Source organism: Thauera sp. GDN1 (genome assembly GCF_029223545.1).
Classification (GTDB): domain Bacteria; phylum Pseudomonadota; class Gammaproteobacteria; order Burkholderiales; family Rhodocyclaceae; genus Thauera.
This window is the reverse complement of the sequence record NZ_CP097870.1, coordinates 580,996-594,354: the sequence shown is the minus strand read 5'-3', so window position 1 is coordinate 594,354 and position 13,359 is coordinate 580,996. Positions and strand designations below refer to the sequence as shown.

At 70.7% G+C, this 13,359-nt stretch carries 13 protein-coding genes; 10 read left to right on the top strand and 3 right to left on the bottom strand.

Annotation, left to right across the window (positions count from 1 at the left end; all coding sequences use genetic code 11):
• Window positions 1-90 precede the first annotated feature (90 nt).
• The 5 genes from CKCBHOJB_RS02600 to mgtE all read left to right on the top strand — a co-directional run bounded on the left by CKCBHOJB_RS02600 (window position 91) and on the right by mgtE (window position 6,079).
• A complete protein-coding gene (locus tag CKCBHOJB_RS02600; protein ID WP_281050483.1) occupies window positions 91-1,998 on the top strand; it encodes an RNB domain-containing ribonuclease in 1,908 nt (635 codons plus the stop codon).
• A gap of 22 nt (window positions 1,999-2,020) precedes the next feature.
• A complete protein-coding gene (locus CKCBHOJB_RS02595; protein WP_281050482.1) occupies window positions 2,021-2,953 on the top strand; it encodes an energy transducer TonB in 933 nt (310 codons plus the stop codon).
• A gap of 14 nt (window positions 2,954-2,967) precedes the next feature.
• Window positions 2,968-3,801 carry a shikimate dehydrogenase gene (gene aroE, locus CKCBHOJB_RS02590; protein WP_281050481.1) on the top strand — a complete coding sequence of 278 codons (834 nt, stop codon included), beginning with the start codon at window positions 2,968-2,970 and terminating at the stop codon, window positions 3,799-3,801.
• A gap of 22 nt (window positions 3,802-3,823) precedes the next feature.
• Window positions 3,824-4,525, top strand: coding sequence for a monofunctional biosynthetic peptidoglycan transglycosylase (gene mtgA, locus CKCBHOJB_RS02585; RefSeq protein ID WP_281050480.1), 702 nt, complete (start codon window positions 3,824-3,826; stop codon window positions 4,523-4,525).
• A gap of 111 nt (window positions 4,526-4,636) precedes the next feature.
• Window positions 4,637-6,079 (top strand): magnesium transporter, encoded by a 1,443-nt coding sequence (mgtE, locus tag CKCBHOJB_RS02580; RefSeq protein WP_281050479.1) that lies wholly within the window; start codon window positions 4,637-4,639, stop codon window positions 6,077-6,079.
• Between the two features lie 543 nt (window positions 6,080-6,622).
• Here mgtE and hemL read toward each other — a convergent pair.
• The 3 genes from hemL to CKCBHOJB_RS02565 all read right to left on the bottom strand — a co-directional run bounded on the left by hemL (window position 6,623) and on the right by CKCBHOJB_RS02565 (window position 9,557).
• Window positions 6,623-7,906 carry a glutamate-1-semialdehyde 2,1-aminomutase gene (gene hemL / locus CKCBHOJB_RS02575; RefSeq protein WP_281050478.1) on the bottom strand — a complete coding sequence of 428 codons (1,284 nt, stop codon included), beginning with the start codon at window positions 7,904-7,906 and terminating at the stop codon, window positions 6,623-6,625.
• A 165-nt stretch (window positions 7,907-8,071) separates the two neighbouring features.
• Window positions 8,072-8,704, bottom strand: coding sequence for a thiamine phosphate synthase (thiE, locus tag CKCBHOJB_RS02570; protein ID WP_281050477.1), 633 nt, complete (start codon window positions 8,702-8,704; stop codon window positions 8,072-8,074).
• Entirely contained in the window at window positions 8,697-9,557 is an 861-nt protein-coding gene (locus CKCBHOJB_RS02565; RefSeq protein ID WP_281050476.1) for a bifunctional hydroxymethylpyrimidine kinase/phosphomethylpyrimidine kinase, read from the bottom strand. Before CKCBHOJB_RS02565 ends, thiE begins: the two co-directional genes overlap by 8 nt.
• A 114-nt stretch (window positions 9,558-9,671) precedes the next feature.
• Here CKCBHOJB_RS02565 and CKCBHOJB_RS02560 point away from each other — a divergent pair, with 114 nt between their 5' ends.
• Genes CKCBHOJB_RS02560 through CKCBHOJB_RS02540 form a run of 5 tightly spaced genes read left to right on the top strand, consistent with a single transcriptional unit; the run spans window position 9,672 to window position 13,348 of the window.
• Complete coding sequence (locus tag CKCBHOJB_RS02560) at window positions 9,672-9,824, top strand: rubredoxin (protein WP_281051736.1); 153 nt, start codon at window positions 9,672-9,674, stop codon at window positions 9,822-9,824.
• A gap of 57 nt (window positions 9,825-9,881) precedes the next feature.
• Window positions 9,882-10,283: a response regulator gene (locus tag CKCBHOJB_RS02555; protein WP_281050475.1), complete on the top strand. Its 402-nt coding sequence runs from the start codon at window positions 9,882-9,884 to the stop codon at window positions 10,281-10,283.
• Window positions 10,284-10,308: 25 nt separating this feature from the next.
• Window positions 10,309-10,674: a response regulator gene (locus CKCBHOJB_RS02550; protein ID WP_281050474.1), complete on the top strand. Its 366-nt coding sequence runs from the start codon at window positions 10,309-10,311 to the stop codon at window positions 10,672-10,674.
• A 6-nt stretch (window positions 10,675-10,680) separates the two neighbouring features.
• Window positions 10,681-11,187, top strand: a complete 507-nt coding sequence (locus tag CKCBHOJB_RS02545; RefSeq protein ID WP_281050473.1) for a chemotaxis protein CheW — start codon at window positions 10,681-10,683, stop codon at window positions 11,185-11,187.
• Between the two features lie 49 nt (window positions 11,188-11,236).
• Window positions 11,237-13,348 carry a methyl-accepting chemotaxis protein gene (locus tag CKCBHOJB_RS02540; RefSeq protein WP_281050472.1) on the top strand — a complete coding sequence of 704 codons (2,112 nt, stop codon included), beginning with the start codon at window positions 11,237-11,239 and terminating at the stop codon, window positions 13,346-13,348.
• Window positions 13,349-13,359 lie beyond the last annotated feature (11 nt).

Here is a 13,359-nt window from a genome sequence, read left to right as displayed (position 1 = left end):
GGAGGCGCGCCGAGATCGACGCATCCGGCGATAGGGCGGGCGGCCCGAATCCAGTAAACTAGCGCGCTTGCTTTCTTCAGGCGGATGCCGATGTTCGTGCTGTATGAAGAGGACGGGGCCTTCAAGGCCGGCACGATCCTCGCCGATAACGAAGCCACGCTGCAGGTCGAGAACACCCACGGCAAGCGGGTGAAGCTCAAGCGCGCCCATGTGCTGATGGAGTTCCGCGAACCCGGCCCGTCCGAGCTGCTCGCCCGCGCCGAGGCGGGAGCCGAAGAACTCGATGTCGAATTCCTATGGGAAGTGTGCGGCGACGACGAATTCGCCTTCGCCGACTTCGCCGCCGAATACCAGGGCCGCACGCCGACCGCGGTCGAGTCCGCCGCCCTGCTGCTGCGCCTGCATTCGGCGCCGATCTGGTTCCACCGCAAGGGCAAGGGGCGCTTCCGCAAGGCGCCGGCCGACATCCTCCAGGCCGCGCTCGCCGGCCTGGAGAAGAAGCGCCAGCAGGCGGCGGCCATCGAGCACATGCGCGCGGAACTGGTCGAAGGCCGCCTGCCGCCCGAACTCGCCGCGCTGCTGCCGCAGGCGCTCTACCGCCCCGACCGCAACCGCCCCGAGATCAAGGCGCTCGAAGCCGCCTGCGTGGACAGCGGGCTGTCGGCCGCGCGCCTGCTGCTCAAATGCGGCGCGCTCGCCTCCAGCTACGACTTCCACTTCAACCGCTTCCTGTTCGAGCACTTCCCGGAAGGGCCGGCATTTCCGGCCTTCGAGCCGGCGACGATGCCGGCCGGCCTGCAGCGCGCCGAGGTCGCCGCGTTCTCGATCGACGACGCCTCGACCACCGAGATCGACGACGCCTTCTCGGTCACGCCGCGCGCCGAAGGCGGCTGGCGCATCGGCATCCACATCGCCGCACCGGCCCTCGGCTTCGCGCGCGGCTCCGGCCTGGACGCGATCGCGCGCCGCCGGCTGTCCACCGTTTACATGCCGGGCAACAAGATCACCATGCTGCCCGACGAGGTGGTGCAGGGCTTCACGCTCGCCGCCGGCCGCGACTGCCCGGCGGTGTCGCTGTACCTGGACGTGACCCCCGGCCTGGCCATCGTCGGCGAGCACAGCCGGGTCGAGATGGTGCCGATCGTCGCCAACCTGCGTCACCACGACATCGAGCCGGTGTTCAACGACGAGACCGTGCACAGCGGCCTGCCCGACTTCGCGTGGAAGCAGGAGCTGTCCCTGCTGTGGGACCTCGCGACCGTGCTCGAGGCCGGGCGCGGCAAGGCCGGCGGCAACGAGGACCGCATCGACTTCGGCTTCAGCGTGGACTGGACCGAAGAGACCGCCGACGGCCCGGGCCGGGTCAGCATCAGCCGCCGCCTGCGCGGCTCGCCGATGGACAAGCTGGTCGCCGAGCTGATGATCTACGCCAACATGACCTGGGGCAAGCTGCTCGACGCCTCGGGCATCCCCGGCCTGTACCGCGCCCAGGGCGGCGGCAAGGTGCGCATGACCACGGTCGCCGCGCCGCACGAGGGCCTCGGCGTGGACTGCTACGCGTGGTCGAGCTCGCCGCTGCGGCGCTACGTCGATCTGGTCAACCAGTGGCAGATCGTCGCCGTGCTGCAGGATACGGCACCGGCCTTCGCGCCCAAGTCCGCCGACCTGATGGCGGCGCTGCGCGACTTCGAGCTCACCTACGCCGAGTACGCCGAGTTCCAGCGCGGCATGGAGCGCTACTGGTGCCTGCGCTGGCTGCGCCAGCACGGCCGCGGCGAGGTCGAGGCCGTCGTGCTGCGCGAGAACGTGGTGCGCCTGACCGAGATCCCGCTCGTTTTCCGCGTGCCGTCGATGCCGCTGCAGATCCCCGGCAGCCGGGTGAAGCTCTGCGTCGAGCACACCGACCTGCTCGACGTCGAGGTCGAGGCGCGCTTCGTGGCGATACTGTCCGAGCCCGATCCCGAGACGGTCACCGAGGCCGGCTTCGGCTTCGCCTGAGCCCGCCGCGCCCGCTCCCGCCATGCCGCAGGCCGCTCCGCGCTCCGCCTCCCCGATCCTTGCGCCTGCGGGCACGGGGAGTGTGGCCGGGCGCCTGCGCCGCTTCGGCGGGCCGCTGCTGCTGGCGGCGTTCGCGATCTCGCTGACCCTGCACGGGCTGCTGCTGCTGATCCAGTTCCGCCTGCCCGAAGGCAAGCCCAAACGCGACAAGGGCCTGGAGGTGGTGCTGGTCAACACCCGCCACGCCAAGGCGCCGGACAAGCCCGAGGCCCTCGCCCAGGCCAATGCGGACGGTGGCGGCAACACCGAGCAGGACGTGCGCCCGAGCACCCCGCTGCCGCCGCAGCCGACGCGCCAGGACGGCGATGCGCTGGTCGAGGCCAAACGCCGCACGCCCGAGCCGGTGCGCGAACAGAAGCAGCTCGTCACCCGCGACAAGGCCCCCGCCAAGGTCGCCGCCGCACCGAAGAAGGTCGAGCAGCCGGTGCCACGACCGGAACCGGCACCACAGCTCAGCGGCCTGGACCTGCTCGACAGCGCCGCGGCGGTCGCCCGCATCGAGGCCCAGATCGACCGCAACCTGCAGGAGCTGGCCAAGCGCCCGCGCAAGAAGTTCATCGGCGCACGCGCGCAGGAGTACCGTTTCGCGCAGTACGTCGAGGACTGGAGGCAGAAGGTCGAGCGCGTGGGCACGCTGAACTACCCCGAGGCCGCGCGCGGCAAGCTCTACGGCAGCCTGCTGCTGTCGGTGTCGATCCGCTCCGACGGCACGGTGGACAAGATCGGCGTGCAGCGCAGCTCGGGCCACAAGGTGCTGGACGAGGCCGCGGTGCGAATCGTGAAGATGGCGGCCCCCTACGCCCCCTTCCCGCCGGACATCCGCAAGGACTACGACGTCATCGAGATCACCCGAACCTGGAAGTTCGAGCGCAGCGACCGCGTCCGCGCCTACTGAAACGAGACCCGCCCATGGACCGTTACGCCGTCATCGGCAACCCGATCGCCCACAGCAAGTCGCCGCAGATCCACGCCGCGTTCGCGCGCCAGACCGGGCAGGCGCTGCGCTACGAGGCCCTGCTCGCGCCGGTGGACGGCTTCGCGCCCGCCGTCGCCGACTTCCGCGCCCACGGCGGGCGCGGCATGAACGTCACCGTCCCCTTCAAGCTCGAGGCATTCGCGCTCGCCGAGCGCCACACGCCGCGCGCGCAGGCGGCGGGCGCGGTCAACACCCTCGCCTTCGGCGCCGACGGCATCCTCGGCGACAACACCGACGGCGCCGGGCTGGTACGCGACCTGACCACCAACCTCGACTTCGCGCTCGCCGGCCGCCGCATCCTGCTGCTCGGCGCCGGCGGCGCCACGCGCGGCGTGCTGCTGCCGCTGCTCGACAGCCGCCCGGCCAGCCTGACCATCGCCAACCGCACGGTAGCGAAGGCGCAGGCGCTGGCCGCGCTGTTCACCCCGCACGCCGGCCGGGCGCAGGTGGATGCCTGCGGCTTCGACGCGCTCGCCGGGCGCCGCTTCGACCTGGTCATCAACGCCACCGCCGCCAGCCTCGCCGGCGAGCTGCCGCCGCTCCCCCCCGGCCTGTACGCCGAGGGCGCGCTCGCCTACGACATGATGTACGGCCGCGGCCACACCCCGTTCATGCGCGCAGCGCTTGCCGACGGCGCCGCGCGCGTGGCCGACGGCCTGGGCATGCTGGTCGAGCAGGCGGCGGAGAGCTTCGCGCTGTGGCGTGGCGTGCGCCCCGACACCGCAGCGCCGCTCGCCGAACTGCGCCGGCAGATCGACGCCGGCTGAGCCGGCAGTACCGGCCCACCTCATGACCCCGACGCGACGCGCACTCGGCTGGCTCGGCCGCGGCCTGATCGCCGCCCTGTTGCTGCTGGTCTTCTGGCAGGCGGTGCTGCTGACCCAGGTGATCTGGTGGAGCCGCTTCGACCCCGGCAGCACCAGCTTCATGCGCATGCGCCTGGCCGAACTGCGCGCGACCGACCCCAAGGCCCAGCTGCGCCACCAGTGGGTGCCCTACGAGCGCATCTCGATCCACCTCAAGCGCGCGGTGGTTGCGGCCGAGGACGACCGCTTCCTCGATCACGCCGGCTTCGACTGGGAGGGCATCGAACGCGCGCTCGAGCGCAACGCCGAACGCGGCCGCATCAGCGCCGGCGGCTCGACGATCAGCCAGCAGCTCGCCAAGAACCTGTTCCTGTCGCCGTCGCGCAGCTGGCTGCGCAAGGGCCAGGAGACGGTGATCACGCTGATGATCGAGACCACCTGGAGCAAGCGCCGCATCCTCGAGGTGTATCTGAACGTGGCCGAATGGGGCAACGGCGTGTTCGGCGCCGAAGCCGCCGCGCGTCGCTACTACGGCCGCCCCGCCGCCAGCCTCGGCCCCGCCGAAGCTGCGCGCCTGGCGGTGATGCTGCCCAATCCGCGCTACTACGAGCGCAACTACGGCGGGCGCGTCGCCGCCCATGCCGCGCGCGTGCAGCGGCGCATGATCCATTCGCAGGTGCCCTGAGGCCCGCAAACAAAATTTCGCGCTGCAACAGAATCGGGGGCCACGCGACGCGGTCGAGCCCGTAGAATTCGGCCTGTCCGCTCCAGCCCGCCCCCGTCTGCCGCCCGCGCGATGACCGAGCACGAAGAACACCACCCCGACGACGTCCAGCATCACCTCAAGGAGGTGCAGGACCTGATCGCCCGCCAGAAGGTGGTGGAGGACCTCGTCCATCGCCAGGACATGCCGCGCCACGAGCTGGTCGAGACCCTTGTGCACAAGCAGCACGAGGCCGGCCTGCGCGCCAAGCTCGACACCCTGCACCCGGCCGACATCGCCTACATCCTCGAGGCGCTGCCGCTCGAGGAGCGTCTCTACGTCTGGGACCTGGTCAAGGCCGAGCGCGACGGCGAGATCCTGCTCGAGGTCTCCGACGCGGTGCGCGAATCGCTGATCGAGACGATGGCGCCGGAGGAGCTGAAGGCCGCCGCCGAATCGCTCGACGCCGACGAGCTCGCCGACCTCGCCCCCGACCTGCCGCCCGAGGTCATCGAGGACGTCTTCCAGTCGCTCGACACCGAGGGCCGCGAGCAGCTGCGCGCGGCGATGTCCTATCCCGAGGACTCGGTCGGCGCGCTGATGGACTTCGACATGGTGACGGTGCGGGACGACGTCACCCTCGAGGTGGTGCTGCGCTACCTGCGCCGCTTCGACGAGTTGCCCGACCACACCGACAAGCTGTTCGTGGTCGACCGCGAGGACCATCTCGAGGGCATCCTGACGCTCGAGTCGCTGCTCATCAACGACCCTGAAAAGACCGTGGCCGAGGTCATGCGCTCGGAGACGGTGATCAGCTTCACCCCCGAGGACGAGGCCGACGAGGCCTCCCAGGCCTTCGAGCGCTACGATCTGGTGTCGGCGCCGGTGATCGATTCCGAGCGGCGCGTGATCGGCCGCATCACGGTGGCCGACGTGGTGGACTTCATCCGCGAGGAATCCGAGGCCGAGATCCTGTCCCAGGCCGGCCTGCGCGAGGAGGAGGACATCTTCGCCTCGGTGTGGGACTCGGTGAAGAACCGCTGGGCCTGGCTGGCGATCAACCTGGTCACCGCATTCGTGGCCTCGCGCGTGATCGGCCTGTTCGAGGAGTCGATCGAGAAGCTGGTGGCGCTCGCCGCGCTGATGCCGATCGTGGCCGGCATCGGCGGCAATTCGGGCAATCAGACGGTGACGATGATCGTGCGCGCGATCGCGATGGGCCAGGTCGAACAGTCGGCGATGACGCGGCTGTTGCGCAAGGAACTGGGCGTGGCGCTGATCAACGGCCTGGTGTGGGGCGGCCTGCTCGGCGTGCTGGCGTGGTGGCTGTACGGCAACGTCGATCTCGGCCTGGTGATGACCGGGGCGATGACGCTGAACCTGCTGCTGGCGGCCTGCGCCGGCGTGCTGATCCCGATGCTGCGCCAGCGCCTCGGCGCCGACCCGGCGCTCGGCGGCTCGGTGATGATCACCGCGCTGACCGACTCGGGGGGGTTCTTCATTTTCCTGGGGCTGGCGACGCTGTTCCTGCTGTGAACTGCTTCGTTCGGATCCTCTGCGTTCCTTGAGCGCTTGATCTGGCCTGCGCCTTCTGTGGGTGGCTTTGGTGTCTCCGCTCGGCTGCTCGCTGCGGGGACGCACGCGGGGTATTCCTTCCGTGGCTGCGGAACTCGCCGTCGCTGCGCTCGGCTCGGACAGTCCTCGCCACTTCAGGAACACCCCGCATGCATCCGGGAATCGTGCAAGGCGATCAACGCAAAGGCAAAACCCTCAACGGCTCAAATGCTACAGCGGCGCCCAATGCAAGGGAGCCAGCCGTTGGGGCGCACGTGTCAGCAATCGAGCGGCAACCACGGTAGCCGGGGATGTGTGGGGTATTCGTGAAGGGGCGAGGACTGTCCGAGCGAGGAATCGAGCGAGTTCCGCAGCCCCGGAAGGAATACCCCGCGCGTCCCCGGCGGATTATGAGCCACGGAGCAGCCAGCAGCACCGTTGCGATTTCTCGGAACCCCGGCAGTCCGGCGGCGCGAGAAGCGCGCGCCAGATTGCACCAGTCATCGACTGCGGCTTCGCGCCCCCTTACCCCAACTTCGCAAACACCTCGCGCGCCGCTGCCACCGTCGCGTCGATCTCCGCCTCGCCGTGCGCGGCCGACACGAAGCCGGCCTCGAAGGCCGAGGGCGCGAAGTAGTGGCCCGCGTCCAGCATGGCGTGGAAGAAGCGGTTGAAGCGATCCTTGTCCGAGGCCATCACGTCGGCGAACGAAGCCGGCACCTTGTCGGCGAAATAGACGCCGAACATGCCGCCCACCGCATCCGCGCTGAAGCTCACGCCGGCATCCTTCGCCGCCGCGGCGAGGCCCGCGACCAGGCGCTGGGTGCGCGCCGCCAGCGTCTCGTAGAAACTCGGCTCACGCGTCAGCTTCAGCGACACGATCCCGGCCGCCACCGCCACCGGGCTGCCCGACAGGGTGCCGGCCTGATACACCGAACCGAGCGGGGCGATCTTCTCCATGATGTCGCGGCGACCGCCGAAGGCGCCCACCGGCATGCCGCCGCCGATCACCTTGCCGAGCGTGGTCAGGTCGGGCGTGATGCCGCTCAGGCCGGCCACGCCCTGCGGGCCGACGCGGAAGCCCGTCATCACCTCGTCGAAGATCAGCACCGCACCGTACTCGGTGCAGATGCGGCGCAGCCCCTCGAGGAAGCCGGGCTGCGGCTTGATCAGGTTCATGTTGCCGGCCACCGGCTCGACGATGATCGCGGCGATCTCGCCGCCACGCGCCTTGAACACGTCCTCGACCTGCTGCAGGTCGTTGTAGTCGAGCACGATGGTGTGCTTGGCGAAGTCCGCCGGCACCCCGCCCGAGGACGGGTTGCCGAAGGTCAGCAGGCCGGAGCCGGCCTTGACCAGCAGGCTGTCGGCGTGGCCGTGGTAGCAGCCCTCGAACTTCACGATCGCGTCGCGGCCGGTGAAGCCGCGCGCGAGGCGGATCGCGCTCATCGTCGCCTCGGTGCCCGAGCTCACCAGGCGCACCATCTCCACCGCGGGCAGCAGCGCGCAGATCAGCTCGGCCATCTCGACCTCGGCCTCCGTGGGCGCGCCGAAGGACAGGCCCTTGAGCGCGGCCTCGCGCACCGCCTCGACGATCGCCGGGTGGGCGTGGCCGGCGATCGCCGGCCCCCAGGAGCCGACGTAGTCGATGTAGTCCTTGCCGTCCGCGTCCCACACCCGTGCGCCTTCGGCGCGCGCGATGAAGCGCGGCGTGCCGCCCACCGAACGGAAGGCGCGGACGGGCGAGTTGACGCCACCGGGGATGCTGCGCTGGGCGCGCTGGAAAAGGGCTTCGTTACGGCTGGTCATGGCTTGTCGTTCCTGTGCTGCGTGCGAAAGGCGGCATTGTCGCGCCTGCAGGCGCGGCGGGTCCACCGCACAGGTCAAGAACGTGGCAGAAACCGGCGCGCTTCACGGCCCCGTGCCTTCACTTTTTCGCGCACAGCCGACACGCCCGGGCGCGCGCGGAAGCCCTCAGAACAGCGCGCGATACGCCGCCGCCCGCGCGGCCGGATCGTCGGCGCCGAACACGTCGCTGACCACCGCCAGCAGGTCGGCACCGGCGGCCAGCACCTCGCCCGCGTTGGCGAGCGTGATGCCGCCGATCGCCGCCACCGGCAGGCCGAGTTCGCGCCTGGCGCGGGCGATCATGGCGAAGGGCGCCGGCGGCGCATTCGGCTTGGTCACCGAGGGGAACATCGCGCCGAAGGCGATGTAGTCGGCGCCGACCTCGGCGCCCTCGGTGGCGCGCGACCAGTCTGCGTAGCAGGTCAGGCCGAGGATGCGCCGGCCGCCGAGCGCCTTGCGCGCGGCGGCCGGCGCGCCGTCGTCGCGGCCGAGATGGGCGCCGTCGGCGTCGATCTCGAGCGCGAGCGCGAGGTCGTCATTGACGATGAAGGGCACGCCGGCCGCGCGGCACAGGCGCTGCAGCGCGCGCGCCTGCTCCCGGCGCAGCGCGGCGTCGGCCGTCTTGTTGCGGTACTGCAGCAGCACCGGGCGGCCCGCGAGCACGCGCTCGGCGAGCATGAGCAGGCGGTCGGTGTCGGGCTCGTCCGGGGTCACGGCGTAGAGGCCGCGCAAACGCCCGGGAAGCGGCATATCAGACATCGTCGTCCCCCTTGCCGCGCGCCCAGAAGAAGCGGTCGGGCAACGCCCGCCCCATTCCGGCGCGGTAGGCGTGGCGCAACGCCTGCTGGGTGAACTCCTGCGCCTCGCGCACCGCCTCGGGCAAAGCCATGCCGTGCGCCATCGCCGCCACCGCCGCGGCAGCCAGCGTGGTGCCGGCGCCGAGGTGGCGCGCGGGCAGGCGCGGCCAGGCGTCGGTGCGGATCACGCCCTCGTGGCCGAACAGGGTGTTCACCACCTGCGGGCCATGATCGCCGCCCCCGGTCAGCAGGATGAACTCGGTGCCGCTGCCGAGCAGGCGGGCCAGCGCTTCGTCGACGCCCGGGTCGTCCTCGCCCTCCTCGTCGCCGTCTTCGCCCGCGTTGTCGACCACCCCGGCCAGGCGGCACAGCTCGTGGCGGTCCGCCACCAGCAGCGTGGTCTGCGGCACGATCAGATCGGCGAGCGCGGCCTCGATCTCCTCGCCGGCATCGCCGAGCAGCACGGAGGCGTACAGCGCCGGCTCCACCACCAGCGGCACCTCGGGGTAGTCGGAGAGGATCTCCGCGATCAGCGCGGCGTTCTCGACGCTGCCGCAGAAGCCGAGCTTGAAGGCGGCCACCGGCACGTCTTCAAGCACCGCGCGCGCCTGCATCGACAGCAGTTCGGGCTCGACCGGCCACACCTCGTCGATGCCGCGGGTGTCGCGCACCAGCGCGGCGGTCTGCACCGGCAGGGGATGGCAGCCCATGCTGGCGAGGGTCAGGATGTCGGCAGCCAAGCCGCCGCCCGCGGTGGCATCGCCCGCCGACAGGCACATCACACAGGGCGGCGTTTCGGGAATCGCAATCGGCATGAGCGAGAAATGCACCACGGAAGGCATCCGGAGGGATGCGTTAAGATGCGCCGGATTCTACCGCCAACCCCCGAGCAAAGCTGACTCATGGCCGACAACGCGTACAAGACCTGGATGTGCCTGATCTGCGGCTTCATCTACGACGAGGCCGCCGGACTGCCCGACGAGGGCATCGCGCCGGGCACGCGCTGGGAAGACGTCCCGCCGAACTGGACCTGCCCGGAGTGCCACGCGCGCAAGGAAGATTTCGAGATGGTCGAACTCTGAGCCGGCATCCGCCGGCCGGAACCGTCCCCCGCATCGACAACGCATCAGGAACACAGCATGGACATTGCCGGGCTGAAGGTGATGGTCATCGACGACAGCAACACGATCCGGCGCAGCGCCGAGATCTTCCTCACCCAGGCGGGCTGCCAGGTGCTGCTCGCCGAGGACGGCTTCGACGCGCTGGCCAAGATCACCGACCATCGTCCCGACGTGATCTTCGTCGACATCATGATGCCGCGCCTCGACGGCTACCAGACCTGTGCGCTGATCAAGAAGAACCCGCTGCTGTCGTCGACGCCGGTGATCATGCTGTCGTCGCGCGACGGGCTGTTCGACCGCGCGCGCGGGCGCATGGTCGGCTCCGACGAATACCTCACCAAACCCTTCACCAAGGACAGCCTGCTCAAGGCCGTGGCCAGCCACGCCGCCGCGGGCCGGACCCCCATCGCCTCACCCTGACACAGAACCGGCCAGGAACCCAGACATGCCGATCAACAAGATCCTCGTGGTGGACGACTCGCCCACCGAACGACTCGCCCTCAACGACGTGCTGACCCGCAACGGCTACAACGTCATCACCGCGGAAACCGGCGAGGAGGCCATCGCCCGCAGCGAGGCCGACAGGCCCGACCTGATCCTGATGGACGTGGTGATGCCGGGCATGAACGGCTACCAGGCCACGCGCACGATCTCGCGCAAGGACGCCACCCGCGGCATCCCGATCATCATGTGCACCAGCAAGGGCCAGGAGACCGACAAGATCTGGGGCATGCGCCAGGGCGCGCAGGCCTACCTGGTGAAGCCGGTGGACCACGAGGAACTCCTCGCCCGCATCCGGGCCATGGGCTGACCCGGCATGGCCCGCAGCAGCCTGCGCGAATTCCAGGAGCGGCTCGCCCGCCGGCTCGCCGACGCGAAGACGGCGGAGCATCGCGGCCTGCTCGGCTTCCAGTGCGGCGGCGAGCACTGGCTGATCCCGCTCGCCGACGCGGGCGAGATCCTGCCCCCGCCGCCGCTGTCGGCCGTGCCGCTGACCCGCCCCTGGTATCGCGGCCTCGCCAACGTTCGCGGCACCCTGCACGGCGTGATCGACTTCGCGCAGTTCAACGGCCAGCCGCCGACGCCCCCCGCCGGGCGTGCGCGCCTGCTGCTGGCGGGCATGCGCCACGGCGTGCATTGCGCGCTGCTGGTGTCGGCCTCGACCGGCCTGCGTGGCCAGGACGACTTCGAGCGCAGCACCGAGCGCGACGAGCGCCCCTGGGTCGCCGGCCGCCTGCGCGACCTGCAGGGTCGGCCGTGGCTGCTGCTCGACACCGCCCGCCTGCTCGCCCAGCCGAGCTTCCTCGACGCCGGCATCGAGTGAGCCGCCCGGCCCGACCTTTCGCACCATTCATCCGACCCGAGCATCCAAGATGGCCCTGAAACTTTTCGCCAGCAAGCAGGCCCGCGCCGACGCAGGCGCAGCGGAAACCCCCACCATCATCGAGACCGGCGAGCGCCAGCGCGCGCCGGCCAAGGCCGCGGCGACGGCTGCGGGCGGCGGCCGGCTGCGAACCTTCGGCCTGCTGTTCGCCGTGTTCGCGAGCGCCAGCGCCGGCATGCTGCTCTACCAGATGCGGGCGTCGGCGCACACGACCCTGCAGGTGGGCGCAGCGAGCGAACTGCAGACGCTGTCCCAGCAGATCGCCAAGGCCGCGCAGCTCGCCCGTCGCGGGAATGCGGCGGCGGTGACCGAGCTCAAGCAGACCCGCAGCCGCTTCACCGAACTGCTGCAGACCCTCGACGCGGGCGGCAGCTTCTCGGGCGTCGAACTGCCGCCGGTGCGCGGCGAGACCCGTCCGGCGCTGCAGGCCCTGGGCGAATCCTGGCAGCGGACGGCGGTCAGCACCGGCCAGCTCGTCGAGCAGGGCGGAATCTTCGTCGCGCTCGCGTCCGCGGTGGAGTCGATCAACGCCGACAACGTCCCGCTGTTCGCCAGCACCGACAAGCTCGTCCGCAGCCTGCTCGACAACGGCGCGGCGGCGGAGGCGATCGGCGCGGCGTACGGCGTGATCACCCACGCCCAGCGCGCAACCGGCCACGCCAATGCGCTGATGCTGGCCGAGGCACCCAACCCCGACGTCGCCGCGAACCTGGCCACCGAGGCCAACCGCCTGCGCGAGCTTCTCGCCCGGCTCAAGCAGGGCACGGCGGACACGCCGCACCAGGACCTGTTCAGCGACCTCGAGGCCGACGCGGGATCCACGCTGCTCGCCATCAACAGCATCGTCGCCGGCACGCACCCGCTGATGCAGGCCAAGCAGGCTGCGACCGACATCGCCCTCGACTCGACGCCGCTGCTCGAGCGCAGCGCCGCGGTCACCGAAGCGCTCACCCGCAGCGCCAGCGGCTTCGGCCCGCTGCACCTCGGCGCCGCGGCCAGCGCCGTGCTCGCCCTGCTGTCCCTGCTGCTGATGGCGCGCGCCTACGGCGCCGACCTGGCCACGCGCCGCCTCGAAACCGAGCAGCAGCGCCAGCGCGCCGAGGACGAGCGCAACCTCACCCAGCAGGCGATCCTGCGCCTGATGAACGAGATGGGCGACCTCGCCGACGGCGACCTCACCGTACGCGCCACCGTCACCGAGGACATCACCGGCGCCATCGCCGACTCGGTCAACTACACCATCGAGGAGCTCTCGGTGCTCGTGAGCCGCATCAACGACGCCGCCTCGCGCGTGACCGCCGCCACCGAATCGGCCCAGCACACCTCGACCGAACTGCTGGCCGCCACCGAGCGCCAGTCGCGGGAGATCGAGGAGGCCGGCGCCACCGCCGAGCGCATGGCGCAATCGATGACCGACTCCTCCGAACGCGCGCTGCAATCCGCCCAGGTGGCCCGCCGCTCGCTCGACGCCGCGCGCAAGGGCGCCGGCGCAGTGGAGAACACCATCCGCGGCATGAACGACATCCGCAGCCAGATCCAGGAGACCGCCAAGCGCATCAAGCGCCTGGGCGAGTCCTCGCAGGAGATCGGCGAGATCGTCGAGCTGATCTCGGACATCACCGAGCAGACCAACGTGCTCGCGCTCAACGCCGCCATCCAGGCCGCCTCCGCAGGCGAGGCCGGGCGCGGCTTCACGGTGGTCGCGGAAGAGGTGCAGCGCCTGGCCGAACGCTCCGCCGAGGCCACCAAGCAGATCGCCGCCATCGTCAAGACCATCCAGACCGACACCCAGGACGCGGTGGGCGCGATGGAGAACGCGACCCGCAACGTGGTCGAGGGGGCGCAGCTCTCCGACGCCGCCGGTCAGGCGCTGGCCGAGATCGGCGAAGTGTCGATGGAGACCGCCCGCCTGATCGAGCGCATCTCGGAAGACACCCAGAGCCAGGCGGCGGTCGCCGACCGCGTCGCGGCGACGATGAAGGGCATCCTCGCGGTCACCGAGCAGACCTCGCTCGGCACCCGTCAGACCGCGGTCTCGATCGGTCAGCTCGCCGAACTCGCGGTCGAGCTCAAGGGCTCGGTTTCGGGCTTCAAGGTCTGAATCGACGACGC

What these genes read in the sequence shown, in the direction of transcription:
- CKCBHOJB_RS02600 (WP_281050483.1), top strand. Translation starts at nt 91, where the DNA reads ATGTTCGTGCTGTATGAAGAGGACGGGGCCTTCAAGGCCGGCACGATC.
- CKCBHOJB_RS02595 (WP_281050482.1), top strand. Translation starts at nt 2,021, where the DNA reads ATGCCGCAGGCCGCTCCGCGCTCCGCCTCCCCGATCCTTGCGCCTGCG.
- aroE (WP_281050481.1), top strand. Translation starts at nt 2,968, where the DNA reads ATGGACCGTTACGCCGTCATCGGCAACCCGATCGCCCACAGCAAGTCG.
- mtgA (WP_281050480.1), top strand. Translation starts at nt 3,824, where the DNA reads ATGACCCCGACGCGACGCGCACTCGGCTGGCTCGGCCGCGGCCTGATC.
- mgtE (WP_281050479.1), top strand. Translation starts at nt 4,637, where the DNA reads ATGACCGAGCACGAAGAACACCACCCCGACGACGTCCAGCATCACCTC.
- hemL (WP_281050478.1), bottom strand. Translation starts at nt 7,906, where the DNA reads ATGACCAGCCGTAACGAAGCCCTTTTCCAGCGCGCCCAGCGCAGCATC.
- thiE (WP_281050477.1), bottom strand. Translation starts at nt 8,704, where the DNA reads ATGTCTGATATGCCGCTTCCCGGGCGTTTGCGCGGCCTCTACGCCGTG.
- CKCBHOJB_RS02565 (WP_281050476.1), bottom strand. Translation starts at nt 9,557, where the DNA reads ATGCCGATTGCGATTCCCGAAACGCCGCCCTGTGTGATGTGCCTGTCG.
- CKCBHOJB_RS02560 (WP_281051736.1), top strand. Translation starts at nt 9,672, where the DNA reads ATGTGCCTGATCTGCGGCTTCATCTACGACGAGGCCGCCGGACTGCCC.
- CKCBHOJB_RS02555 (WP_281050475.1), top strand. Translation starts at nt 9,882, where the DNA reads ATGGACATTGCCGGGCTGAAGGTGATGGTCATCGACGACAGCAACACG.
- CKCBHOJB_RS02550 (WP_281050474.1), top strand. Translation starts at nt 10,309, where the DNA reads ATGCCGATCAACAAGATCCTCGTGGTGGACGACTCGCCCACCGAACGA.
- CKCBHOJB_RS02545 (WP_281050473.1), top strand. Translation starts at nt 10,681, where the DNA reads ATGGCCCGCAGCAGCCTGCGCGAATTCCAGGAGCGGCTCGCCCGCCGG.
- CKCBHOJB_RS02540 (WP_281050472.1), top strand. Translation starts at nt 11,237, where the DNA reads ATGGCCCTGAAACTTTTCGCCAGCAAGCAGGCCCGCGCCGACGCAGGC.